We start from the raw sequence: 21,980 nt of genomic DNA on the forward strand, positions 1-21,980 counted from the left end.
ACAAAAAAAAATTACACGTGTAAATCAAGTTTTTATTTAGAAAAAATAAAAACAAGCAAAAAAGCTATGAGCCTTTCTTTCAAGCTGAAAATTCCTCAAAAGCATTTTTATCTTGCTGTAATTTTTCTCATCTTTGCATAAATATTAAGGTATGATTGAGTTCAGAAACATTAGCAAAACTTTCGGAGAGCGTAAGGTATTAGATGATGTCAGTGGTATTTTTGAAAAAGGTAAGTTGAGCCTTATCATTGGTGGTAGTGGAACAGGCAAAAGTGTGCTTCTCAAATGTATCGTGGGGCTTATCAAACCTGATGTGGGCTATGCTTTGTTTGACGGCAGAAATTTTACCGAAGGTGATGAAACTGAAAAACGAGAAATTCGCAAAGAAATAGGTATGCTTTTTCAGGGTTCGGCTCTTTTTGATTCCAAAACCGTAGAAGAGAATGTTCGTTTCCCTTTGGATATGCTTACCAATATGAGCCCAAGCGAAAAAACAGATAGAGTATATTTTTGTTTGAAAAGAGTAGGGCTTGAACACGCTGCCAAACGTATGCCTTCCGAAATTTCGGGGGGAATGAAAAAACGTGTGGGCATTGCAAGGGCTATTGTACTAAACTCGCAATACCTTTTTTGTGATGAACCCAATTCAGGTTTAGACCCTCTTACGGCTATTCGTATTGATGAGCTTATTCAAGAAATTACTTACGAATACCAAACTACTACCGTTGTTGTTACTCACGATATGAACTCGGTAATGGGTATTGGCGATTATATTATGTTTTTGTATCAGGGTAAAAAGGTTTGGGAAGGCAATAAAGACAATATTTTAGATACCCAAGTACCCTCATTGCAAGAGTTTCTGTTCTGCTCTCAACTTATTAGAGAAATGAAAAAGTAAGCATTTAACCTTTCTGAACAAAATAAAAAGACATCAGACCATAAATGCCTCGTTTAGGTGTAATTTTGCGATAAGGAAACAGGAGTTTAGAAAATAGATGTCAGATAGAAAAATGAGGGATAAAGCCCTTAAAGGTTTGAATATCAAACGATGAACTTTTTGAACATAAATAATTACAATGCCTCAAAGACTTGCTTTTACAATATCCTTGATTTTTCACCCATTATTGCTACCTACGCTGATAATGGGACTGATGTTTTTTATTTCGCCCAATTTGGTAGTAGTGGCAAGTAAAAAAGGGCGTTGGCTTCTTTTAGAAATGACTTTTTTGCTTACTTTTTCTGTTCCTGTGCTGATAATGATAATTCTCAGACGCTTGCAAGTGATTAGTAGCCTAAGCCTGCCTAGCCGCCAAGAGCGGCGTTTGCCTTTTGCTATCATTTGCACTATTTATGTAGCAACAGCGTATCTTTTTTACATTCTTACGCAAAAGATTTACTTAGACGAAAAAATCTTACTTGTTTTTGGCAGTATTTGTTTTTCTTTGTTCTTGCTTACGGTAGTTACTTTTTTTTACAAAATTAGTGCTCATAATCTTGCCATAGCGGGAGTTTTTGGGGGTATGCTTGCAATGGCTTTACGCTATCAAGAATATGTTTTGGGCTTTCCATTGGCAATTACGGCAATTATATGGGGAGCGGTGGCTTCTGCAAGGCTTTCAATGAAAGCTCATAGCTGGAAAGAAGTTTTGTGGGGTAGTTTGCTTGGTTTTTGGACAAATTTTTTGATAATTTTGCTTTGGAAGGTCTGAAAGCTACCTAATGAGCAGAATATTGTGAAAGTTGAACAAAAATAAAGTTATCAGTGCTATACTTTGAAAGATTTGTGTCTCAACCACTACCTAACTACTGATTACTCATTACTAACTACTAACTACTAACTACTAACTACTCTCATCTATGACTATCGTAGAATGTCCTCGTGATGCTATGCAAGGCATACACGAATTTATACCTACTGAAATCAAGGCAGAATATTTGAATTTGCTTTTGCGTGTAGGCTTTGAGGTGCTTGATTTTGGCAGTTTTGTTTCGCCCAAAGCGATTCCACAAATGCAAGATACAGCGGAAGTATTGAAAAAATTAGATATAAGCAGTACTTCCACAAAACTCTTGGCTATCATTGCTAACCTGAAAGGAGCAGAGCAGGCTTGTGAATTTGAGGAAATTCGTTTTTTGGGCTTTCCTTTATCAGTTTCGGAAGAGTTTCAGAAAAGAAACACCAACAAAAGCATACAAGAGGCTTTGGAAGTAGTAGAGCAGATACAAAACCTTTGTGAAAGATATAAAAAAAGCCAAGTAGTGTATCTTTCGATGGGCTTTGGAAACCCCTATGGTGAGTCTTATTCTCCTGAAATTGTAGAAATGCTTGCCGAAAAATTATTAAATCTGGGAGTGAAAATTATTGCTCTTTCCGATACCATTGGCGTAGCAACTCCTGAAAGTATCAGCAAGCTATTTACACATTTGAGCCAAAAAATGCCACAGGTGGAATGGGGCGTACATTTGCATAGCAACCCCAAAACAGCATATAGCAAAATTGAAAGTGCTTATAATGCAGGTTGTCGTAGATTTGATGGGGCATTGCGGGGTTTTGGGGGCTGTCCTATGGCAAAAGATGAACTTACGGGCAATATCGCTACGGAAACTATTTTGAAATTTTTACAAGAAAAATCCATTCCATATACCTATAATGCCGAATTTTTAGAAAGGGCAATGGCATTTTCGCACAAAGTTTTTGGCTTGTAATGCAACCATTTTTTCACTGGCTTCAAGCAAACTATCTGGAAATCTTAGGTTTTCTGACAAGTTTGTATTGTGTCTGGCTCAATATAAGAGCAAGTATATGGGCTTGGTTTTGGGCGATAGTCAGTTCGGCTATTTCGGCAATATTTTTCTATGAGTTAAGGCTAATGGGGGATATGAACCTGCAATTCTTTTTCATTGCAACCGCCTTGTATGGCTTTTGGCAATGGAAATTTGGCAAGAGAGGTTCAAAAAGGGAGAATTTGACTATTGTTTTTTTGCCAAAGCATTTGTATAAGTGGCTTTTGCTGGCATTTGTTGTGCTTTTCACGCTTACTTATCGGTTACTTGCTTGGCTCAAAGGGGATATTCTGCTTTGGGATACACTTACTACTACTTTAAGTGTAGTGGCTACGTGGCTACTAGCTCGGAAATATGTTGAAAATTGGCTTGTGTGGATACTTGCCGATTTGATTTACGTAGGTATGTATTGGCATAAAAACGCCTATTTGTATGCTTTGCTGTATGCTATTTTTTTGGGAATGGCAAGTAAAGGATTTTGGGAGTGGCGAAAAGAAGCAATGCCTAACTAAAAATCCCCAAGCCCAGAATTACTGGACTTGGGGATAATAAAGGTTGATGACTTTTGCTCCAAACTAAAACTCTAAACCTTAAATTTTTTGTGCCAGGAACGGGAATCGAACCCGTACGGCGTTTTACCGCCACAGGATTTTAAGTCCTGCGTGTCTACCAGTTCCACCACCCCGGCTCTGACTACACTTGTGTAGCCTGTATGTTTCACCCTAACCTACCAAATATGTTGCCCAAAGGGCAATAAAAAAAGAGCGGAAAACGAGACTCGAACTCGCGACCCCAACCTTGGCAAGGTTGTGCTCTACCAACTGAGCTACTTCCGCTTTTAGTTTCAGTGTTACCTGAATTGTGGGTACAAATATAGTAGCTTCAAGAAAACTATGCAAATTTTTTGACAAAAATTTTTTTAATTTTTCTCTAAAAAAATGCTTTTTATTTGATTTACAATAATTTTTCGGGGGAAAGAGGTTCTACCATTACTACACTTTCTTTTTCTACAATCACTTCGCCTGCTTCTAAATCTTTGGTTTTGCGGATAAATTTTTTGGGGGTAACAATCACGGGGCAAAGCGATTCGTTTCGCCTTTTTGAAAAATAAGCCGCCAGTTGTGCCGCTTTTTCAATTACTGATTTTGGAAAGTTTTTACCAGCTTGGTATTTGATAATTACGTGAGAACCACTTACATCTTTGGCGTGAAGCCATAGGTCTTCTTTATAGGCATATTTTTGCGTAAGCAAATCATTGTTTTGAGCATTTTTACCTACAAGAATGGTAAATCCTTCTATCTGAAAAACCTTGAAAGGAATAGTCTCATTATTTTTTTCTTCTTGCAAATCCAACTTGTTTTCTTTCAAATAGTTACGAAGCTCTTTGAGCTGGGTTATCTGTCTGATTTTTTCTAAATGATTTTGTAAAACATCTTTGTAAAGCTCTCGGGCTTGGAGGTTTTCTTCCATCTTAGTTCTTTCTATTTTCTGGTTTTTGGCTTTTTTGTAGTACCATTCGGCATTTTTTTGGGGCGAAAGTTCTGGCTTGAGCTTGATAGTAATGGGCTTTTCGGTGTAGAAATCGGTAAGTGTGATGCTTTCGGCTTTTTCAGGAATTTGGTGCAGATGAGCCATAAGAATATGCCCAATTTTTTCTAAATTTTTGCTTTCCTCTAATTCTTGGAGTTTTTGATAGGTTTTTTGTAAATAATTTTCGGTTTTTTCTAAAAGTTTTTCTATGCGTTTTTTAGCTTGCTCGTGTTCTTGGGCAAATTGCGAAATTCGTACATAGGCATAATAAAACGCATTGAGAGCCTCAATGGCAGAGAAAAATTGTGTTTCATTTTCCAAAATTCCTTCCACAAGACTTAAAGCAGGTAGATTCTGAAATGTACCTACCCAAAATTGAGGTTGTAAAAGTTTTTGGTGTAAGGAAAAGGCTTTCTGCCAAAGCATTTCGGGGCTATCCGCTTGAACAAGAGCAAGCAGGTGTTTGTCAAAAGTTGGAAAAATGGCTTTAATGTTATGATTTTGGAGGCAGAAATTTTCCCAAGTTTGTTCAATGGGTTTGGCAAGAGCCGAAAGTTTTAAGTTCCAATCGTTTTGGAGTTTTTTATGGAAAATATCTAAAACTTCGTCATTTTCAAAGAGTAGTATATTGGCTCGGTTGCCATACATTTTGAAAAGTAGTGTGAGATTTTGTTCTAAAAAAATAGCCCAAGAGCGGTCGTTTAGGGTGCTTGCTACCGCTAAAACTTTTTTACCAATAGCATTTTCAAAGAGTTCAATGGTATTTTTTTTGGCTCTGAGAAATTCATCTAAGGTATGAAAGCAAGCAAAATCGCTTTGCAGAGTAGCTCTGATATACAAATCTTGCTGTGGCTTGCAAAAACCTAAAATAATTTCGTCTTTGTTTTGTGAAAAACAGGTAGCCAGCTCCATTCCCTTCAAGATAGGTTCAATTTCTTGGGCAAAAGCACGCAAGAAGTAATAATTTTGGTGCATCATAGCGTTTTGAAATCAGATTTTAGATATAAGAGGCAAAATTAGTGTTTTTCATAACTTTTGGGGAAGTCTTTGGCTAATTTCTGCATTTAGCCAAAATTTATCTGCTTGTTTTGCGTTTTGAAAAATAAAATGCGTAAATATATGCTAAAATCAATACTTTTGATGCTTTGCACAATAGGTGTGCAACTTGCTTTTGCCCAAGACCGCATTACGGGCAGAAACTTTGCTACACGTTCGGAAGTAATTGGGCAAAATGGAATGGTTGCGACCAGCCACCCACTTGCTACACAAATAGGCTTAGAAGTTCTCAAAAAAGGTGGTAATGCTATAGATGCCGCTATTGCCGCCAATGCCGCTCTTGGACTTATGGAGCCAACAGGCTGTGGTATTGGAGGCGATTTGTTTGCTATCATATGGGACGCAAAAACGCAAAAACTCTATGGCTTAAATGCTTCGGGTAGGTCGCCCAAAAGCCTTACTTTGGAATATTTCAAACAAAAAGGCTATACTTCTATTCCTTCTTTTGGGGTTTTGCCTATCAGTGTACCCGGAGCGGTAGATGGTTGGTTTGAATTGCATAAAAAATTTGGCAAACTAAAAATGCAAGAAATTTTACAGCCTTCAATTGAATATGCAGAAAAGGGCTTTCCTGTTACCGAACTCATTGCATATTATATGCAGGCATCTTTCAATCGTTTTCAAAATAATCCCAATTTTAAGGAAACCTATACTATTGCTGGCAAAGCCCCACAGAAGGGAGATATTTTTCGCAATCCTGCACTGGCAAACACTTACCGAAAGATTGCCAAAGGTGGCAGAGATGAGTTTTACAAGGGAGAAATAGCAAAAATCATTGCCGAGAGTGTCAAAAAGCAGGGGGGCTTTCTAAGTTATGAAGATTTAGCCAGTCATAAATCGGAATGGGTGGAGCCTCTTTCTACCAATTATAGAGGTTATGATGTTTGGGAACTGCCCCCAAATGGGCAAGGAGCAACTGTTTTGCAAATGCTTAATATTTTGGAAGGTTTTGAGTTCAAACCCGAAGATTTTGGAACGGCTCGGCACATTCATCTTTTTACAGAAGCCAAAAAATTAGTTTTTGAAGATAGAGCCAAATACTACGCTGACCCCGAATTTGCTAAAATTCCAATCAAACAGCTTATTTCAAAAGAATATGCTCAAAAACGCCGAGAACTCATTCAGCCCAACCGAGCCAGCTACAATTTTATAGCAGGCGAAAATTTTGCTCAAGAAACCATTTATCTCTGTACAGCTGATAAAGACGGCAATATGGTTTCGCTGATACAGAGCAACTATCGGGGTATGGGTTCGGGAGTTATTCCCGATGGGCTTGGTTTTATGTTGCAGAATAGAGGAGAGCTTTTTTCTTTACAAGAAGGGCATAACAACGTATATGCTCCTCAAAAAAGACCTTTTCACACAATTATTCCTGCTTTTCTGACAAAAAACGGAAAGCCACTTATGGCTTTTGGAGTAATGGGAGGCGATTTCCAGCCTTTGGGGCACGTGCAAATTGTAATGAATATCGTAGATTTCAAAATGAATATTCAGGAAGCGGGTGATGCCCCTCGGATAGACCACTATGGCTCTACCGACCCCACAGGAGCTGAAAAAAGAGATACAAGAGGAGGCACGATAACTCTGGAAAGTGGATTTGGGTATGAAGAAATCCGCAAACTTATGCAAATGGGGCATAAAGTTGGCTTTGCTTTGGGAAACTACGGAGGCTATCAGGCTATTTGGTATGATAGTGAAAAGAAAGTCTATTATGGAGCTTCTGAAAGCCGAAAAGATGGACAAGCGGCAGGATATTGATAAAAAAGCAGAGGTTTTGCTTCAAGCGAAACCTCTGCAAAATACAATCATAATTTCACAAATTCTACTCGGCGGTTGTTGGCTTTACCTTGAGGAGTGTTGTTGCTATCCACGGGTTCAGAAGCCCCTTTCCCATCGGTTTCTATACGAGAGGCATCTATGCCAAATTGCTTTGATAGGGCATTTTTTACTGATAAAGAACGTTTTTTGGAAAGTTCTAAATTGCTTTGAGCGTTGCCATCGCTATCGGTATGCCCAATAATTTTGATGCGAACATTGGGGTTTTCTTGCAAAACAAGCCCAATTTCACGAATTACACCATAAGAGTCGGGCTTGATTTTATCGCTTCCTACATCAAAAGTAATTCCTGTGGTTACAAATTTTCCTTCGGTAATGAGCTTGTTACGAGTATCAGGGGCACCTACTGCCAAACGCAAATTACCCATAAAATAACTATCATTTCCTTGATGATACCCACCAGTGGTAAAAAGAATACGATTGTATTTGATGTTATCTTCAAAGGCTTTGGGAATATCCAAAATCTTTTCTTGATTCACATACACGCGTAAGCGACTTTTTTGTCGCCAAACTGAAACGTGTACTTGGGTAGCTCTTTGGTGATGAAAACTTTGGAAATCAGATTCATTTTTTACGACTTCTTGCCCTCCTTGATATACCCAAATGCCTTTTCTACCTTGCTGTCCGCCTGCTGATTGGGGGTGTAAGCCTACTCTTACGCCATTTTGTTTAGTTCCATAGTATCGCCATTCGTTCATAAAGGCTTTATCTTTGAGATTGGTTGCGGCGAAATTTACGAAAAACCAAGTAGAATAAAAGCTAAAGCCATTATTGCAAGCTAAATCAAATTCAAAAGTAAAATTTTCGGGCAAATTGTTGATAAATTCGGGATAAAGCACTGTTTCTGCTCCCACTTTTAGCCAACGAGTAGAGCCATTACTTATGGTAACCACTTCGCCTGTGCCATTGGTATTCCATTTAGCAGGAAAATCGCCGATAGCGTCTTGGGTGAAATCCTCAACAGCTATTACTTTTTCACCTGATACAAAATCAAATTTGGTATTTACCTGAAAATCTGATGATGAGCCGCCACCACTATTATTTTGAGCGTTTTCGTTGTTGTTGGGTTGTTGGTTGTTATTGGGTTGCTGATTGTTGTTGTTGGGGGAGCTATTGTTGTTACTACTATCGTTATTTTTTTTCTTTTTTTTCTTAAAAATATTACCTACACCTTCTTCAGCTTTGTCAAATACCCTATCAATACCTTGGTCAATACGAGTATTGGCACGTTGTTCAGCTTTTCTTTTGGCGGCACGTTTGGGGTCTATTACTTGCCCTTCGCTTGTCAGAGCTATCCATAAGCATACAAGCAACAATACAAGAGATGTTTTTTTCATAAGATTGCCTTTTATTTGAATACGTAATTTGAGATGAATATGTTTCAAATTTAGGCAATTTTTTTGAAAAAACCTTTTTTTGACTTACAAATTTTCTAAGTCGTCTTTTTCTACCTCGTAGCCTTCAATTTTGTAGTCTTTGTCGGCAGGAGGGATTTCTATTTTTTGGAAAAGATTTTCAATTTGAGAGGCGTATTCGCTGGTATCGTCCAAATAAAAGTATAATTCGGGCATAATACGAATTTGTTTGCCTATTCGCCTTACTAGCTCGCTTTTGATGTATTTGTGTTTTTCTTCTAACTCGGCGAGGGCAGATTTTTTATCTTTTTCGTTCAGAAAACTTACATAAATTTTAGCAACTGATAAATCGGGGCTAATGCGTACCAAAGTAACCGTAATAAACTTACCTTCAAACATTCCTTTGGTATCGGCTTGAAAGATTTCAGCAAGTTCTCGCTGAATAAGACGAGCTACTTTCTGTTGGCGTTTGCTTTCCATAGTTATTGAAATTTTGGCGTAAAAATTAACCTTCTTCTCTTGCCATTTCTCGTTTTACATCGCGTTCTTTGATAGTTTCTCGTTTATCGTATAGTTTTTTGCCTTTGGCAAGGGCAATTTCCAGCTTTGCCCAGCCTCTATCATTGATAAACAAGCGAACAGGAACAATCGTTAAGCCTTTTTCTTCTAAACCTTTTTCTAATTTACGGATTTCCTTTTTTTTCAGCAATAATTTTCGCTTTCTTAAAGGTTCGTGGTTGTAGTGTGTGCCTTCGCTATAAGGAGAAATGTGCATTTGTATAACCCAGACCTCACCATCTTCTATGTAGCAATAAGCATTTTGAAGTTGCACTTTTCCTTGTCTTACAGATTTAATTTCCGTGCCTGTAAGCATAATGCCTGCTACAAAAGTTTCTAAAAAATGATAGTTGAATGAAGCCTGTCGGTTCAGAATATTTACGCTCTTGTGGATTTGCTCTTTCTCCTTTCCCATAAAATTGAAAAATTGGGACGCAATTTAGCAAATTTTTGGGTTGCTGTGAGAGAAAAATTAAAAATTCCGCAATTCAATCATTTTCTTTCGCATACGCTCAAAAGGCAAGAATTGTTCTTCCAAAGAGCGAGTGAAAGGTACAGGTGTATCCAGACTGGCTTCACGCATTACAGGGGCGTCCAGATATTTGAACAAATGTTCGCTTATCCAAGCGGCGATTTCTGCTCCTATGCCTCCCGTGAGAGTATCTTCGTGAACTATCAGAACTTTGCCTGTCTTTTTCACTGATTGGGCAACTGTTTCGCTATCCCAAGGTAAGAGGGTTCTTAGGTCAATCAAATCTGCTGAAATGCTAAGTTCCTCCAATAGCTGTTTTGCCCAATGTACGCATAAGCCATAAGTGATAATAGTCATTTCTTTGCCTTCTGCCACTAATTTAGCTTTCCCAATGGGGCAGGTATAGTAATCGTCAGGGATTTCGTCAGAAATAGAACGATACAAATATTTATGTTCAAAATACATTACAGGGTTGGGGTCTTCAATGGCGGCATTGAGCAAACCTTTGGCATCATAAGGGTTGGAAGGATACACAATTTTGAGCCCAGGTGTGTGAAAAAACCAAGCCTCATTAGATTGCGAATGGAAGGGACCTGCGGTAGTGTTGGCACCCGTAGGCATACGTATTACTACATCGGCATTGGCTCCCCAACGATAATGTACTTTTGCTAAATAATTGACAATCTGATTGAAGGCACAAGTTACAAAATCAGCAAATTGCATTTCTACCATTGCCTTATAGCCTTTGAGCGAAAGCCCCATAGCTGTTCCTACAATCGCCGATTCGCAGAGAGGTGTGTTTCTTACTCTTTCTTTACCAAATTCTTGTACAAAACCTTCGGTAATCTTGAAAACCCCTCCATATTCGGCAATGTCTTGTCCCATTAGTACCAAATTGGGATATTTTTGCATAGACTGGCGTAGGGCATCGCTAATGGCATCTACAAAGCGTTTTTGAGAAATACCGGGGGCTTGTGGCGGAATGACCTCTTGGGTGTAAGGGAAATATACATCTGCCAGTTCTTTTTCTACCGAAGGGCTAGGGTAGGGAGCGGCAAAAGCGATTTCTAAATTCTCTTCAATTTCTTGCTTAAAGTGCCTCTTGATTTCGTGTATCATTGTTTCGCTCAAAATTCCCTGCTCCAAGAGGTAATTTTCATAATTGCTGACAGGGTCTTTGGTAGCCCAAGCGTCTAAAAGTTCTTGGGGAACATACTTGGTGCCAGAGGCTTCTTCGTGTCCTCGCATACGGAAAGTAATAGCTTCCACGAGTACAGGACGCGGATTTTTGCGAATATCTTTGGCAAGTTTGCTAATCAAGTCATAAACGGCTAAAATATTGTTGCCATCTACCTGATGCCCTTCTATACCATAACCAATGGCTTTATCAGCCAGATAATCACAGCGATACTGCTCGTTATTGGGGGTGGAAAGTCCGTAGCCGTTGTTTTCAATCAAGAAAATAACGGGCAAATCCCATACGGCGGCAACATTGATAGCTTCGTGAAATTCGCCTTCGCTACTTGCCCCATCGCCTGTGTAGGCAAGAGCAACTTTTTTTTCTTTGGAAAGTTTGTGAGCCAAAGCTACGCCATCGGCTACCGACATTTGCGGACCCAGATGCGAAATCATTCCTACAATATGATGCTCCAAAGTACCAAAATGAAAAGAGCGGTCTCTGCCTTTGGTATAACCATTTTCTTTACCTTGCCATTGAGCAAAAAGCCTATGCAAAGGTAAATTGCGAGTGGTAAAAACGCCTAAATTTCTATGCAGTGGGAATATGAATTCGTCATTTTCCAATGCCATTGTAGAACCTACGGCGATGGCTTCTTGTCCTATTCCCGAAAACCATTTGCTAATTCTACCCTGACGCAACAAAATTAGCATTTTCTCTTCTATCATACGAGGCTTTACGAGAGCCTTGTATAGGTTGATAAGCGTATCGTTATCAAAGGAATATTTATGGTAATTCATTAGGGTTGTCATACGAATTTGGCTCAATTTTTTGCAAGAAAGTAAGTTTTATGAAAAATTGCAAGAATTTTGGAAAACACTGCAATGGAAAATAGTTGTTAGTTCTTTTCGCTTTCTTGTTTGCGTATTTCTTGCAGTTGGATTGAAGTTAGACCTGTATATTTTAGAATTTTATCATCAGGTTCGTTGTTTTTAAGCATAATTTTGGCGATTTCAAGAGTTTTATTTTCTAAAGCCGCTTCAACAGCTGTTTCTACTGCGGTCTCAATAGCACTTTTCAAATCTCGGTAAGAAATGAGGCTTTCTTCATATTTTTCACGTTGTTCGGGGGTAAGAGAGGCAATAGAGGCAACATCAAAAGCTTTTTGGAAAATAGGTTCATTCAAGATACTGGGAATATGGTCAAAGTTTTCTAAATTTTTCAGGAAATAGCACCATTTATCAAATTTAGTTTCAAGTTCGTGTTCCTTTTTCTGAAAAAAAGGCATTTGTAAAAATTTGAAATGGAGCTTATCAAAGAAAAGGTCGCCGTCTTGGTCTTTGAGGGCTACATCTCGCCTGAACTTACGTTTTTCTTCGTTTTCGTCATACTCAAAATCAAGAATAGCTACAAAATAAATGGGTTCAAGTCTGAAGTTCCAGTCGCCTTGTTGAGCTTGGTCGCGTATAGGAAAAGTTACATAAAAAAGGCTTCTATCTTTGAAAAATTTGATTTTAGCTTTCTGCATTTCTACAATAAATCTTTCACCTGTTACAGATTTGCAATGAATATCAAAAATAGCTCTACGTTCCGCAGGCAAATCGGCTAAACTTTCAGAATTACGAAAATGCAAATCTGCAATCTGATGATGAGGAGGCAGAAGTTGGTTCAAAAAATCTATGAGCAGGTCTTTATTTGCCTCTTCGCCAAAGAGTTTTTTGAAGCCAAAATCTGTATAAGGATTGATAAATTTTGTCATACAAAATTTGTTTTAGAGATGTTTTCAGTCCCAAAAGTTACCCTTTCGGGATTGAATTTTACACATCAATATTAGCGTATTTGGCATTTTTTTCAATGAACTCACGGCGGGGAGCTACTTCATCACCCATAAGCATTGAAAAGAGGTGGTCGGCTTCGGCGGCAGATTCAATGGTAACCTGTTTGAGCAGACGATTTTCTGGGTTCATTGTGGTTTCCCAAAGCTGTTCGGGGTTCATTTCACCCAAACCTTTGTAGCGTTGAACATTGACGCTCTCTTCTCTGCCTTCGGCAAGTTCGGCAATAGCTTTGCGGCGTTGGTCTTCTGTCCAGCAGTAAATTTGTTTTTTGCCTTTCTTTACAAGGTACAAAGGGGGTTGGGCAATGTACAAATAGCCTTGTTCAATGATTTCACGCATATAGCGGAAAAATAGCGTGAGGATAAGTGTGCGAATATGGCTACCATCTACATCGGCATCGGTCATTATGATAATTTTATGATAGCGTAATTTATCCAAATTCAAGGCTTTTTCGTCAAATTCGCCTGAATCATCTTTTTTACCAAAAGTAATGCCCAAAGCGGTAATAATATTTTTGATTTCTTCGCTATCATAAATTTTGTACTCTTGGGCTTTTTCTACGTTCAAAATCTTACCTTTCAGGGGTAGAATAGCCTGAAAATTACGATTTCTACCTTGTTTGGCACTACCACCTGCACTATCTCCCTCTACAAGGAAAATTTCGCAAAGCGTAGGGTCTGATTCAGAACAATCGGCAAGTTTGCCCGGTAAGCCTGTACCCGAAAGTACATTTTTGCGTTGCACCATTTCGCGAGCCTTACGGGCGGCGTGGCGGGCTTGGGCGGCAAGAATTACCTTTTCAATAATGAGTTTGGCGACTTTGGGATTTTCTTCCAAATACGATTCTAAATTTTTACTTACTACGCTTTCCACAGAGCCTCTTACTTCCGAATTACCGAGTTTGGTTTTGGTTTGCCCTTCAAAAAGGGGTTCGGAAACTTTTACAGAAATTACGGCAGTAAGCCCCTCACGAAAATCGTCCCCTGTAATATCAATTTTTAGCTTTTCCAACATTCCATTTTTTTCGGCATAGTTTTTCAGGGTACGTGTAAGAGCGGCACGGAAACCAACAATATGCGTTCCTCCTTCTAACGTGTTGATATTATTGACATAAGAACAAACATTTTCGTTGAAAGAGGTATTGTATTGCAGAGCAACTTGTACAGGAATTTCGCCCTTATCATCTTCAAAATAAATGGGTTCGGGGATAAGTTTTTCGCGATTATCGTCCAGATAAGCTACAAATTCTTTCAGACCGCCTTCGGAATAAAACTCCTCAAAAAGAGGATTACCATTTTCGTCTTTTTCACGCAAATCGGTGAGTGTGATGCGAATACCTTTGTTCAAGAAAGCAAGCTCTCGAAGGCGTGTAGCAATGGTTTCGTATTTGTATTCGGTAGTCTGAAAAATAGAAACATCAGGTTTGAAATGGACTTTGGTACCTGTTTTATCCGTTGTACCAATTTCACGCACCGCATACAAAGGGTTGCCTCGGCTGTATTCTTGCTCAAATATTTTACCTTGCCTATGTACGGTTACGTGCAAGCGTGTAGAAAGGGCATTCACACAAGAAACCCCAACGCCGTGCAAACCGCCTGAAACCTTATAGCTTCCTTTATCAAACTTTCCGCCTGCGTGAAGCACGGTCATTACGACTTCCAAAGCAGAGCGTTGCTCTTTGGGGTGCAAGTCCGTAGGGATACCTCTGCCATTATCTTGCACGGAAATAGAGTTATCTTCGTGAATAACTACATCAATTTTGTTGCAATAGCCTGCCAGAGCCTCGTCTATGGAGTTATCGACTACTTCCCAAACCAAATGATGTAAGCCTCGTATGCCTACATCACCAATATACATACCCGGACGCTTGCGAACAGCTTCCAAACCTTCCAATACTTGGATATTTTCGGCAGTATAAGAATTCTGAACTTGTTCGGCTTGTGCAGGATTTTCTATCAGATTACTCATAGGTTTTGATTAAGATTTCGGAAATTTCAAACATACAAAGGTAGGAAAATTTTGGAAAAGAAAAAAACAAAAAACCTTATGGTTTCCATAAACCATAAGGTTTGAATTGGGTGCAATGAGAAGCCTTTTTTAAGCGATTTCAATGGTTCTTACAGGTTTTTTCTTGGCTTCTTCTTTTTTGGGGATAGTAATGTGTAAAACTCCGTTTTCGTAAGAGGCAGAAATTTTGTCGCTATCTACACTATTGGGCAAAACAAAACTTCTTTGGAAACTGCTGTAACTAAACTCTCTGCGAGTGTAGTTGGTATTTTTTTCCTCTTTTTCGTTTTTGCTTTCAGAGGAAATAGTGAGTACGTTGTGGTCAAGATTGATATTGAAATCTTCTTTGTTTTTGCCGGGTGCGGCAAGTTCTACGGCGAAAGCATTTTCATCTTCACGGATATTTACCGCAGGCACAGTTGCCAAAGGTGAATTTTTTAGTCCCCAATCGTTAGTAAAGAAATCATCAAAAATTGATGAAAAAGTGGGGAAAAGCGAGCTGTTTCTTTTTACGAGTGTCATAGTTGCAAGAGGTTTAGGTTGAACATTCTTTTTTAGGTTTTCATTTACCTTTATAGCGAAATGTTTGCCAAACCTCTTTGGAGCGAATTTTGACAGATTTTGAAGAGGTAAAAGCGACATTTTGTCGCTTTTTTATGAAAAATTGAGATAAATAAAGACAAAAAGTCAGTAGAGCCAAGTGGTGCGATAATCAAATTCGTGAATATTGGAGTCTAATACTCTGCCATTTTCGCATTTCAGCACACGAGCGGGGTATTTTTCAAGAAATTGGTAGTTGTGTGTAGCCATCAGGATTGCCGTACCGCTCCGATTGATTTGCACAAAGATTTCCATAATTTCATCAGCTACTTGGGGGTCTAAGTTTCCTGTGGGTTCATCGGCAAAAAGAATGTGCGGTTCATTGATTAAGGCTCGGGCAATTACGACACGTTGCTGTTCGCCCCCTGAAAGCTGGTGAGGCATTTTATTACCTGCCGCCCCCAAACCCACTTTCAAAAGCACTTCCGAGAGCCTTTGTTTGATTTTAGAGCTATCTTTCCAACCTGTGGCTCGCATTGCGAAAAGCAAGTTTTCAGTTACGGTTCTATCCATTAGCAACTGAAAATCTTGAAAGACTATGCCAATTTTTCGGCGAAGAAAGGGTATTGTTTTACGAGGAATTTGATACAACTGAAAGCCAGCAACGGTAATATCGCCACTATGTAAGGGCAAATCGGCGTAAAGGGTTTTGAGTAAAGAACTTTTACCGCTTCCTGTTCTGCCTATCAGATATACAAATTCACCTTTGGCAATCTCAAAAAAAACATCACTCAAAACTACGTGCTGTTTCTGAAAAATGGTGGTATCTTTTACCGATACAACGGGTTCGTTACTGAAACTCATACCTCTAATTTTTGCAATTTACCAAAAGGCAGATTTTCAATAATTTTCTGTAATTCTGCCTCTTTGCCTTGCAAGTTAAACTTTTCTAAATTTTTCAGCGGTCTATCGGCACGAAAATATGCTACCAAAACAAAATTTTCATCTCTTAGCTGAATGTAATCAGGAATTTTGGCTTTTCCTTTTACTTTGATGATGTACATTGTTCCAACCATTTAGTTTCAAAGGCTTAATACTTCAAATTTTGAGTGTGTGAGCTGAAAGTGTTATCACGTCAAAATATCCAAATCTAAAATTTTGTTTTCTGTTTCTACTGCAAATTAGGTCTAAGGAGTCAGAAAAGAGAACTTTTCAGGAAACAAATGTAACAAAAAATATTTCAAATATCTAACGAAAAAGCGTAGAAAAGGTTTGAAAAGGTTTTCAAAATGCCTTTATGATTTTGTAAAAAGTTTGTTACCAAATTTAATTTTGTGTAACCAAAAACAGCCTTTTTTCACAATAAAATGATGATTTTGTAAAAAAGGTTTCAAATTGAAATAAAAGCACACTGCTAATTTCGCATACTAAAAAACTCGTATCTATATGAAAAGACTTATTGCCACTATTGTACTACTTTGCTTTTTTGCTTTGAATGTTTTTGCCCAAAATACGATTTATTTGGGTGTAGGTTCAAATATTAGCAAATCTGCCGAAATGCAAAAAACCGCCGAAGAGTTAGCTCAATACCTTTCCGAAAAATTGGGGGTACAAGTGAAACTCAATTCGCTCAAACCGGGCAAAACCATTGAACAAATTCAAGAAGGAAAGCTGGATATTGCTTTGATGAATACTTTTGGGTATGTCATTGCCTCATCAGAAGCGAATATGGAGGCTTTGGTAGTGGTAGCAAACGAGAAAAAAGAGCCTATTAGCTATCAGAGTTGTATTTTGGCTCACCCTTCTACCAAAATTAAAACCACTACGGATTTGAAAAAGGAAGCTACTCATCACATTTTTGGGTTTGTAACAGCTTCTTCTACTTCGGGGCATTTAGTTCCTCGTTTGTACTTGAATAAGCAAGATTTACAGCCCGAAATTTCCTTCCGTGATGTTATTTTTGCAGGTTCGCATAAAGATTTGATTGAAAAAGTTAGCAAGAACGAAATCAAAGTAGGGGCAACTTCCTATACCGACTTGGAGGAACTTGTAAAAGCGGGCAAATATCAAATGGCTATGTTTAATGTTGTTTGGACTTCCGAGCCTATCACTAATGGACCCGTGAGTGTCAGAAAGGACTTAAACCCTGTACTTAAAAAGAAACTGCAAGAAATTTGGCTCAATTTGCCTACGGATAATCCTACGCTAAATGCCAAAGTAGTAAAGTTTTGGCACAACACTTCGGCAAGTTCTCTTTACATTCCTGCCCAAGATAAATTTTACGATAGTATTCGCAATATGGCAAACTCAATGGAAGAAATTAGTGTTTTAGTGGGCTTGTACAGCGAATAGAAAAATACTAAAAATGCAAAAGGCTTTGCCACTCGCAAAGCCTTTTTTGTTTCAAGATATTTTGAAAGATTATTTTCTCACTAAGAAACTTCTCAAATCAGAAACTTTGGCGTGAATTTGCTCAACAGCGGCTTTATTGATTTCTACCTTTTTGGTAGTTTTTACAAGCACTTTATCACTAATTTCATCAGCGTTTTGTACTTCTGCAATGTCCAAAACATCTATATCATTGCTGGTATTTTCTACTTTTACACTTTCGTAAGCTTTGTAGAGGTCTTTGAGCTTGGCAAGCAGTTGTTTGTTTTCTTCGTTTTGCTCCATTTTACCTACGATATTGATGAGGTTTTCCAAAGAAGTTTTTTGCCCACCTATACGCCACAAAGCGAGTTTATATTTATCGTCTGTATCGTAATTGGGAACTTCTTTGAGCAGACTTGTTCCTAAGTACAAACCTTCTACCCAAGCTCCAATAAGCACATAAGAAGCGACATCAGTTCTTTCGTTTTTACGCAAATATTCGTCGATAGAAAAATAGCCTTCGCGTGCAATGGAAAGCAAAGAGTCGCGATTTTCAAGGTTTTTTTCAAATTTTAATACCATTTCTTTGGTTTGTTCGTCAAGAATATTCAGCTGGTCGGTGAGTTTTTTGACAGATTTTAGGTATTTCAAACCTTCCTGAGCCTTCATATACAGCGAATTGTAGCCTAAATCTACCAGATATACCCCCAAATTGATAGCACTGCGTTGGGAAGTGCTTAGATAAGCCTCAACGTTCTCGGCATTATTGAGATACTTGGCATTGTATTCCAGTTTGGCTTGGTTGATGTGAGCGATAAAATCCACAGGCGAGGGAAGTTCCGAAGCCACTTTGGCAACTTCATTACCAATTTTAGTAGTATCTTGGGCAACGGCTTGGGTAGAATCAGCTTTTTTTACTTCGCCCCCTGTGTTATTTTCTTTGCAAGCAGTGAGCAAACCGCCTGCAATGAGCAGAAAAAAGAATTTTTTTATCATATCTTGCACAAATTTTGTGGCAAGTTAATAAAAAACTCAATACAAGCAAATTTGTCGTAAAAATTTCGCTTTAAGCAACCTTTTTTGCCTGAAAAAAGTTATCTTTGTGTATTTGGATAAAGAAGTAGGAAACAAAAAACAGGGTTGTAAGAAATTAAATTTATTCATAAAAAATTTGGCAAATCTATGAAAATCTACTATGCTTATCTGCTATTGTGGGGTGTAATTTTAGGTGCTTGTCAGAAGAAAGAAGAGCAAAAACCCGATATTTATGCTTCTATTCGCTTTGAAAAACCTCAAAATTTCCCCGAGCCACATTACAACATCAACGAAAATCCGCCTACACCTGCGGGTTTTAAGCTCGGTAAGGCATTATTTTACGACGGCATACTTTCTCGCGATGGTAGTATCAGTTGTGGAACTTGCCACCAGCAACCCTTTGCATTCACGCATCACGAACACGATGTAAGCCACGGTATTGATGATAAACTTGGTATTCGTAATGCACCTTCTTTGCAAAATTTGGCTTGGCACAAAGAGTTCAATTGGGACGGAGGTGTAAATCATCTGGATTTCTTTTCGGTACAACCCATTGAAAGCCCCGTAGAAATGGACGAAAAATTGAGCAATGTCCTGCAAAAACTTCGTAACCACGCTACTTATCCCAAGTTATTCAAGGAGGCTTTCGGTTCGGAGGAAATCACTACGGAGCGTTTTTTGAAAGCTATTTCGCAGTTTGTAGTAATGATGGTTTCTGCCGATAGCAAATATGATAGATATTTGGCGGGAAAAGAATCGATGAATGCTGATGAACTAGCAGGTTTTCAGATTTTTCAGAATAAATGTGCCTCTTGCCATCAGGGTATTTTATTTACAGATTTGAGCTATCGCGATAATGGTCTTGCCCCTTCGGTTCGCAACGATACAGGCAGAGAGAAAGTTACGCTCAACCCTTCTGACCGCTACAAATTCAAAGTGCCAAGTTTGAGAAATGTGGCTGTTTCGCGTCCGTATATGCACGATGGCAGATTTTCGACGCTGGAGCAAGTATTGAACCATTATCAAAATGGAGTTCGCAACAACCCCAATCTGGATAATCTTTTACGCAAACCCAACGGCACTTTGGGTATAGACCTCACCGAAACCGAAAAACGTCAGATTATTGCCTTTTTGCAAACGCTTACCGATGAAAATTTCTTGAAAGATGAGCGTTTTTCAGAGTTTAATCTTACTATCAAGTAAAATCCTTCACGCAAAAAAAGCCTTAATCTTTTCAATAACAAAATCTTGCTCACTTGCCGAAAGGGTGGGATACATAGGCAAAGAAAGACATTTTTCGTAGTATTTTTCTACGATAGGGAAATCCCCTTTCTTGTACCCTAAATTTTTGTAATAAGGTTGCAAATGAACAGGAATGTAATGAACTTGACAGAAAATTTGATGCGTTTTCAGATAATCGTACAATTCCTTTCTTTTCTCGGTTTGAATGATGTATAAGTGATAGGCGTGTCCTTGGTCGTAAGGTAAAGTTTTTATTTCTGAAAAGCCTTCAAATGCTTGCTGATAGCGTAAAGCAATTTGATGACGTTTCGCCAAATTTTCTTTGGCTCTTTGAAGTTGGCTAATCCCCAAAGCACATTGCAAATCAGTAAGGCGATAGTTGTAACCTAAGGTTTGCATTTCGTAGTACCAGCCCCCGTGATTTTCTTGCAAAAATTCGGGATTGCGAGTAATGCCGTGAGTTCGCAAGAGCAAAAGTTTTTCGTAGAGGTCTTGACGATTGGTGGTAATCATTCCCCCCTCTCCACAGGCAATATGCTTGACAGGGTGAAAAGAAAAAATAGCTATATCTGCAAAATTGCCATTACCACAAAGTTGTTTTTCGCCGTCGCTATCTACAAAATATCCTCCGGGTGCGTGGCAAGCATCTTCTAAAATCCAAAGGTTATATTTTTGGGCAAGATTTCTAAATTTTTCTAAATGAACAGCTTTGCCTGCAAAATCCACAGGGATAATCCCCTGAAAGAAACCTTGCGGCTTAGATAAAATAAGTTCTTCTACTTTTTCAAGGTCTAATAGCAGAGTTTCTTTGTCAATATCTGCAAAAAATACGTTTCCTCCTGCATAATGTACGCAATTGGCAGAGGCTACAAAAGTGAGAGGCGAGGTAATAACATTTACCCCATCTTTTACCCCCAAAGCCAGAGCCGAAAGATGCAATGCCGCAGTGCCATTGGCTACTGCTACGGCATATTTAGCCCCTACATATTCTGCAAATTTTTGTTCAAACTCGGCTATTTTGGGTCCTTGTGTCCAGAAATCTGATTGTAGTGTATTTACTACGGCTTCAATATCGGCAGAGGTAATTTCTTGTTTGCCGTAAGGTATGGGTTTCATAGTTTTTGAGGCACTTCAACGTTAAAACTGCTATCTACGTGCAAGCGGATTTGCTCACGAATTTGCTCAACACTGAGCCACTCGGTATTTTGCCCTGAAGAGTAGCGAAAACCCTCTTTCACTTTTTTGCCTTTATGATGAGCCATAAAGCGAGCCAGGGTATTTTCGTAGCTTTCAAAAGGGAAATTGGGAACAATGACGTAATATTTTTCCAATTCAATGGTATTGAGCGAATCGGTTTCGGTTATCATTTCCTCGTGGATTTTTTCGCCTGGACGTATGCCCACTATACGCTTTTCGCAAGTAGGGCAAATAGCTTCTGCTAAATCTAAAATGCGGTACGAAGGAATTTTAGGCACAAACACCTCGCCACCCAAAGCATTTTGCAAAGCAAAAAGCACTAAATCTACACCTTCTTGCAAAGAAATATTGAAACGTGTCATTTCGGGGTGTGTGATAGGCAAAACACCTGATTTTCTTTTTTCTAAAAAGAATGGCACTACCGAGCCACGTGAGCCTATAACATTGCCATAGCGTACCACAGAAAAAGTAACTTTGTGTTCGCCTACCATATTGTTGGCGGCAATAAATAATTTATCCGAACAGAGTTTAGTAGCTCCGTACAAGTTGATAGGGGCGGCGGCTTTATCGGTAGAAAGAGCTACTACTTGCGAAACACCACAATCCAAAGCATTTTCTATGACATTCTGTGCTCCAATGACATTCGTTTTGATAGCCTCAAAAGGGTTGTATTCGGCGGTAGGAACTTGTTTGAGTGCGGCGGCGTGAATAACTATATCTACTCCTTCAAAAGCTCTTTTCAGTCGTTCTTTATCGCGTATATCACCAATAAAATAGCGAATTTGGGGATATTTGGAGGGCGAAAATTGTTGTGCCATTTCAAATTGCTTCAGCTCATCACGCGAAAGCACAATCAATTTCTTGACATCAGGGAATTTTTCTAAAATGGTAGATACAAATTTTTTCCCAAAAGAACCTGTTCCCCCTGTTACCAGAACAGATTTACCTGCAAAAACACTCATATAAAATTTTGGTTTTTCATA

20 protein-coding genes and 2 tRNA genes are annotated in these 21,980 nt (G+C 38.7%); 7 read left to right on the forward strand and 15 right to left on the reverse strand.

Annotation, left to right across the window (positions count from 1 at the left end; genetic code table 11):
- Positions 1–151 precede the first annotated feature (151 nt).
- The 4 genes from ACWITO_RS12210 to pnuC all read left to right on the forward strand — a co-directional run bounded on the left by ACWITO_RS12210 (position 152) and on the right by pnuC (position 3,296).
- Entirely contained in the window at positions 152–898 is a 747-nt protein-coding gene (locus ACWITO_RS12210) for an ABC transporter ATP-binding protein (protein ID WP_448530278.1), read from the forward strand.
- A gap of 178 nt (positions 899–1,076) precedes the next feature.
- Complete coding sequence (locus ACWITO_RS12215) at positions 1,077–1,709, forward strand: hypothetical protein (protein WP_448530279.1); 633 nt, start codon at positions 1,077–1,079, stop codon at positions 1,707–1,709.
- 148 nt (positions 1,710–1,857) lie between these two features.
- Positions 1,858–2,706: a hydroxymethylglutaryl-CoA lyase gene (locus tag ACWITO_RS12220; protein WP_448530280.1), complete on the forward strand. Its 849-nt coding sequence runs from the start codon at positions 1,858–1,860 to the stop codon at positions 2,704–2,706.
- Positions 2,706–3,296 (forward strand): nicotinamide riboside transporter PnuC, encoded by a 591-nt coding sequence (pnuC, locus tag ACWITO_RS12225; RefSeq protein WP_448530281.1) that lies wholly within the window; start codon positions 2,706–2,708, stop codon positions 3,294–3,296. Before ACWITO_RS12220 ends, pnuC begins: the two co-directional genes overlap by 1 nt.
- A gap of 90 nt (positions 3,297–3,386) precedes the next feature.
- Here pnuC and ACWITO_RS12230 read toward each other — a convergent pair.
- The 3 genes from ACWITO_RS12230 to ACWITO_RS12240 form a co-directional block, all read right to left on the reverse strand.
- Positions 3,387–3,472: transfer RNA gene (locus ACWITO_RS12230), tRNA-Leu, on the reverse strand.
- Between the two features lie 75 nt (positions 3,473–3,547).
- A tRNA-Gly gene (locus tag ACWITO_RS12235) sits at positions 3,548–3,620 on the reverse strand.
- Positions 3,621–3,738: 118 nt separating this feature from the next.
- A complete protein-coding gene (locus tag ACWITO_RS12240; protein WP_448530282.1) occupies positions 3,739–5,292 on the reverse strand; it encodes an NFACT RNA binding domain-containing protein in 1,554 nt (517 codons plus the stop codon).
- A 141-nt stretch (positions 5,293–5,433) separates the two neighbouring features.
- Here ACWITO_RS12240 and ggt point away from each other — a divergent pair, with 141 nt between their 5' ends.
- Positions 5,434–7,128 carry a gamma-glutamyltransferase gene (ggt, locus tag ACWITO_RS12245; RefSeq protein ID WP_448530283.1) on the forward strand — a complete coding sequence of 565 codons (1,695 nt, stop codon included), beginning with the start codon at positions 5,434–5,436 and terminating at the stop codon, positions 7,126–7,128.
- A 47-nt stretch (positions 7,129–7,175) separates the two neighbouring features.
- Here ggt and ACWITO_RS12250 read toward each other — a convergent pair whose 3' ends face one another.
- From ACWITO_RS12250 to ACWITO_RS12290, 9 genes are all read right to left on the reverse strand, one after another.
- The gene (locus ACWITO_RS12250; protein WP_448530284.1) at positions 7,176–8,543 is read right to left on the reverse strand and encodes an OmpA family protein; all 1,368 of its coding nucleotides are present in this window, start codon (positions 8,541–8,543) and stop codon (positions 7,176–7,178) included.
- 84 nt (positions 8,544–8,627) lie between these two features.
- Positions 8,628–9,041 carry a 30S ribosome-binding factor RbfA gene (gene rbfA / locus ACWITO_RS12255; protein ID WP_448530285.1) on the reverse strand — a complete coding sequence of 138 codons (414 nt, stop codon included), beginning with the start codon at positions 9,039–9,041 and terminating at the stop codon, positions 8,628–8,630.
- Between the two features lie 25 nt (positions 9,042–9,066).
- Positions 9,067–9,534, reverse strand: coding sequence for an SsrA-binding protein SmpB (gene smpB, locus ACWITO_RS12260; RefSeq protein ID WP_448530286.1), 468 nt, complete (start codon positions 9,532–9,534; stop codon positions 9,067–9,069).
- A gap of 57 nt (positions 9,535–9,591) precedes the next feature.
- Positions 9,592–11,580: an alpha-ketoacid dehydrogenase subunit alpha/beta gene (locus tag ACWITO_RS12265; RefSeq protein WP_448530287.1), complete on the reverse strand. Its 1,989-nt coding sequence runs from the start codon at positions 11,578–11,580 to the stop codon at positions 9,592–9,594.
- A gap of 86 nt (positions 11,581–11,666) precedes the next feature.
- On the reverse strand, positions 11,667–12,527 hold the full coding sequence (locus tag ACWITO_RS12270) for an Rpn family recombination-promoting nuclease/putative transposase (RefSeq protein ID WP_448530288.1): 861 nt from the start codon (positions 12,525–12,527) through the stop codon (positions 11,667–11,669).
- Positions 12,528–12,585: 58 nt separating this feature from the next.
- Positions 12,586–14,574, reverse strand: a complete 1,989-nt coding sequence (gene gyrB / locus ACWITO_RS12275) for a DNA topoisomerase (ATP-hydrolyzing) subunit B (RefSeq protein ID WP_448530289.1) — start codon at positions 14,572–14,574, stop codon at positions 12,586–12,588.
- A 129-nt stretch (positions 14,575–14,703) separates the two neighbouring features.
- Positions 14,704–15,135, reverse strand: coding sequence for an Hsp20/alpha crystallin family protein (locus ACWITO_RS12280; protein WP_448530290.1), 432 nt, complete (start codon positions 15,133–15,135; stop codon positions 14,704–14,706).
- Between the two features lie 165 nt (positions 15,136–15,300).
- Positions 15,301–16,017 carry a cell division ATP-binding protein FtsE gene (locus tag ACWITO_RS12285; RefSeq protein ID WP_448530291.1) on the reverse strand — a complete coding sequence of 239 codons (717 nt, stop codon included), beginning with the start codon at positions 16,015–16,017 and terminating at the stop codon, positions 15,301–15,303.
- The gene (locus ACWITO_RS12290) at positions 16,014–16,217 is read right to left on the reverse strand and encodes a fructose-6-phosphate aldolase (protein ID WP_448530292.1); all 204 of its coding nucleotides are present in this window, start codon (positions 16,215–16,217) and stop codon (positions 16,014–16,016) included. The genes ACWITO_RS12285 and ACWITO_RS12290 overlap by 4 nt, the downstream gene beginning before the upstream one ends.
- Before the next feature lie 382 nt (positions 16,218–16,599).
- On the opposite strand from ACWITO_RS12290, the gene ACWITO_RS12295 reads away from it, so the two are divergent.
- The gene (locus ACWITO_RS12295; RefSeq protein ID WP_448530293.1) at positions 16,600–17,505 is read left to right on the forward strand and encodes a phosphate/phosphite/phosphonate ABC transporter substrate-binding protein; all 906 of its coding nucleotides are present in this window, start codon (positions 16,600–16,602) and stop codon (positions 17,503–17,505) included.
- A gap of 69 nt (positions 17,506–17,574) precedes the next feature.
- Here the strand turns inward: ACWITO_RS12295 and ACWITO_RS12300 are convergent, their stop codons facing one another.
- A complete protein-coding gene (locus ACWITO_RS12300) occupies positions 17,575–18,519 on the reverse strand; it encodes a hypothetical protein (RefSeq protein ID WP_448530294.1) in 945 nt (314 codons plus the stop codon).
- Between the two features lie 186 nt (positions 18,520–18,705).
- Here ACWITO_RS12300 and ACWITO_RS12305 point away from each other — a divergent pair, with 186 nt between their 5' ends.
- Entirely contained in the window at positions 18,706–19,761 is a 1,056-nt protein-coding gene (locus ACWITO_RS12305; protein ID WP_448530295.1) for a cytochrome-c peroxidase, read from the forward strand.
- 6 nt (positions 19,762–19,767) lie between these two features.
- On the opposite strand, the gene pseC is transcribed toward ACWITO_RS12305, so the two are convergent.
- Both pseC and pseB read right to left on the reverse strand, forming a co-directional pair.
- Positions 19,768–20,916, reverse strand: a complete 1,149-nt coding sequence (gene pseC, locus ACWITO_RS12310; RefSeq protein WP_448530296.1) for a UDP-4-amino-4,6-dideoxy-N-acetyl-beta-L-altrosamine transaminase — start codon at positions 20,914–20,916, stop codon at positions 19,768–19,770.
- Complete coding sequence (gene pseB / locus ACWITO_RS12315; RefSeq protein ID WP_448530297.1) at positions 20,913–21,959, reverse strand: UDP-N-acetylglucosamine 4,6-dehydratase (inverting); 1,047 nt, start codon at positions 21,957–21,959, stop codon at positions 20,913–20,915. Before pseB ends, pseC begins: the two co-directional genes overlap by 4 nt.
- Between the last annotated feature and the right edge of the window lie 21 nt (positions 21,960–21,980).

Source organism: Raineya sp. (assembly GCF_053497555.1).

Excerpts from the sequence above, each read along its gene's own strand:
- ACWITO_RS12300 (WP_448530294.1), bottom strand. The coding sequence starts at position 18,519 with ATGATAAAAAAATTCTTTTTTCTGCTCATTGCAGGCGGTTTGCTCACT.
- ACWITO_RS12215 (WP_448530279.1), top strand. The coding sequence starts at position 1,077 with ATGCCTCAAAGACTTGCTTTTACAATATCCTTGATTTTTCACCCATTA.
- ACWITO_RS12250 (WP_448530284.1), bottom strand. The coding sequence starts at position 8,543 with ATGAAAAAAACATCTCTTGTATTGTTGCTTGTATGCTTATGGATAGCT.
- pnuC (WP_448530281.1), top strand. The coding sequence starts at position 2,706 with ATGCAACCATTTTTTCACTGGCTTCAAGCAAACTATCTGGAAATCTTA.
- ggt (WP_448530283.1), top strand. The coding sequence starts at position 5,434 with ATGCTAAAATCAATACTTTTGATGCTTTGCACAATAGGTGTGCAACTT.
- pseB (WP_448530297.1), bottom strand. The coding sequence starts at position 21,959 with ATGAGTGTTTTTGCAGGTAAATCTGTTCTGGTAACAGGGGGAACAGGT.
- pseC (WP_448530296.1), bottom strand. The coding sequence starts at position 20,916 with ATGAAACCCATACCTTACGGCAAACAAGAAATTACCTCTGCCGATATT.
- ACWITO_RS12280 (WP_448530290.1), bottom strand. The coding sequence starts at position 15,135 with ATGACACTCGTAAAAAGAAACAGCTCGCTTTTCCCCACTTTTTCATCA.
- ACWITO_RS12265 (WP_448530287.1), bottom strand. The coding sequence starts at position 11,580 with ATGACAACCCTAATGAATTACCATAAATATTCCTTTGATAACGATACG.
- ACWITO_RS12285 (WP_448530291.1), bottom strand. The coding sequence starts at position 16,017 with ATGAGTTTCAGTAACGAACCCGTTGTATCGGTAAAAGATACCACCATT.
- ACWITO_RS12290 (WP_448530292.1), bottom strand. The coding sequence starts at position 16,217 with ATGTACATCATCAAAGTAAAAGGAAAAGCCAAAATTCCTGATTACATT.
- gyrB (WP_448530289.1), bottom strand. The coding sequence starts at position 14,574 with ATGAGTAATCTGATAGAAAATCCTGCACAAGCCGAACAAGTTCAGAAT.
- ACWITO_RS12305 (WP_448530295.1), top strand. The coding sequence starts at position 18,706 with ATGAAAATCTACTATGCTTATCTGCTATTGTGGGGTGTAATTTTAGGT.
- ACWITO_RS12210 (WP_448530278.1), top strand. The coding sequence starts at position 152 with ATGATTGAGTTCAGAAACATTAGCAAAACTTTCGGAGAGCGTAAGGTA.
- ACWITO_RS12220 (WP_448530280.1), top strand. The coding sequence starts at position 1,858 with ATGACTATCGTAGAATGTCCTCGTGATGCTATGCAAGGCATACACGAA.
- ACWITO_RS12240 (WP_448530282.1), bottom strand. The coding sequence starts at position 5,292 with ATGATGCACCAAAATTATTACTTCTTGCGTGCTTTTGCCCAAGAAATT.
- ACWITO_RS12295 (WP_448530293.1), top strand. The coding sequence starts at position 16,600 with ATGAAAAGACTTATTGCCACTATTGTACTACTTTGCTTTTTTGCTTTG.
- ACWITO_RS12270 (WP_448530288.1), bottom strand. The coding sequence starts at position 12,527 with ATGACAAAATTTATCAATCCTTATACAGATTTTGGCTTCAAAAAACTC.
- smpB (WP_448530286.1), bottom strand. The coding sequence starts at position 9,534 with ATGGGAAAGGAGAAAGAGCAAATCCACAAGAGCGTAAATATTCTGAAC.
- rbfA (WP_448530285.1), bottom strand. The coding sequence starts at position 9,041 with ATGGAAAGCAAACGCCAACAGAAAGTAGCTCGTCTTATTCAGCGAGAA.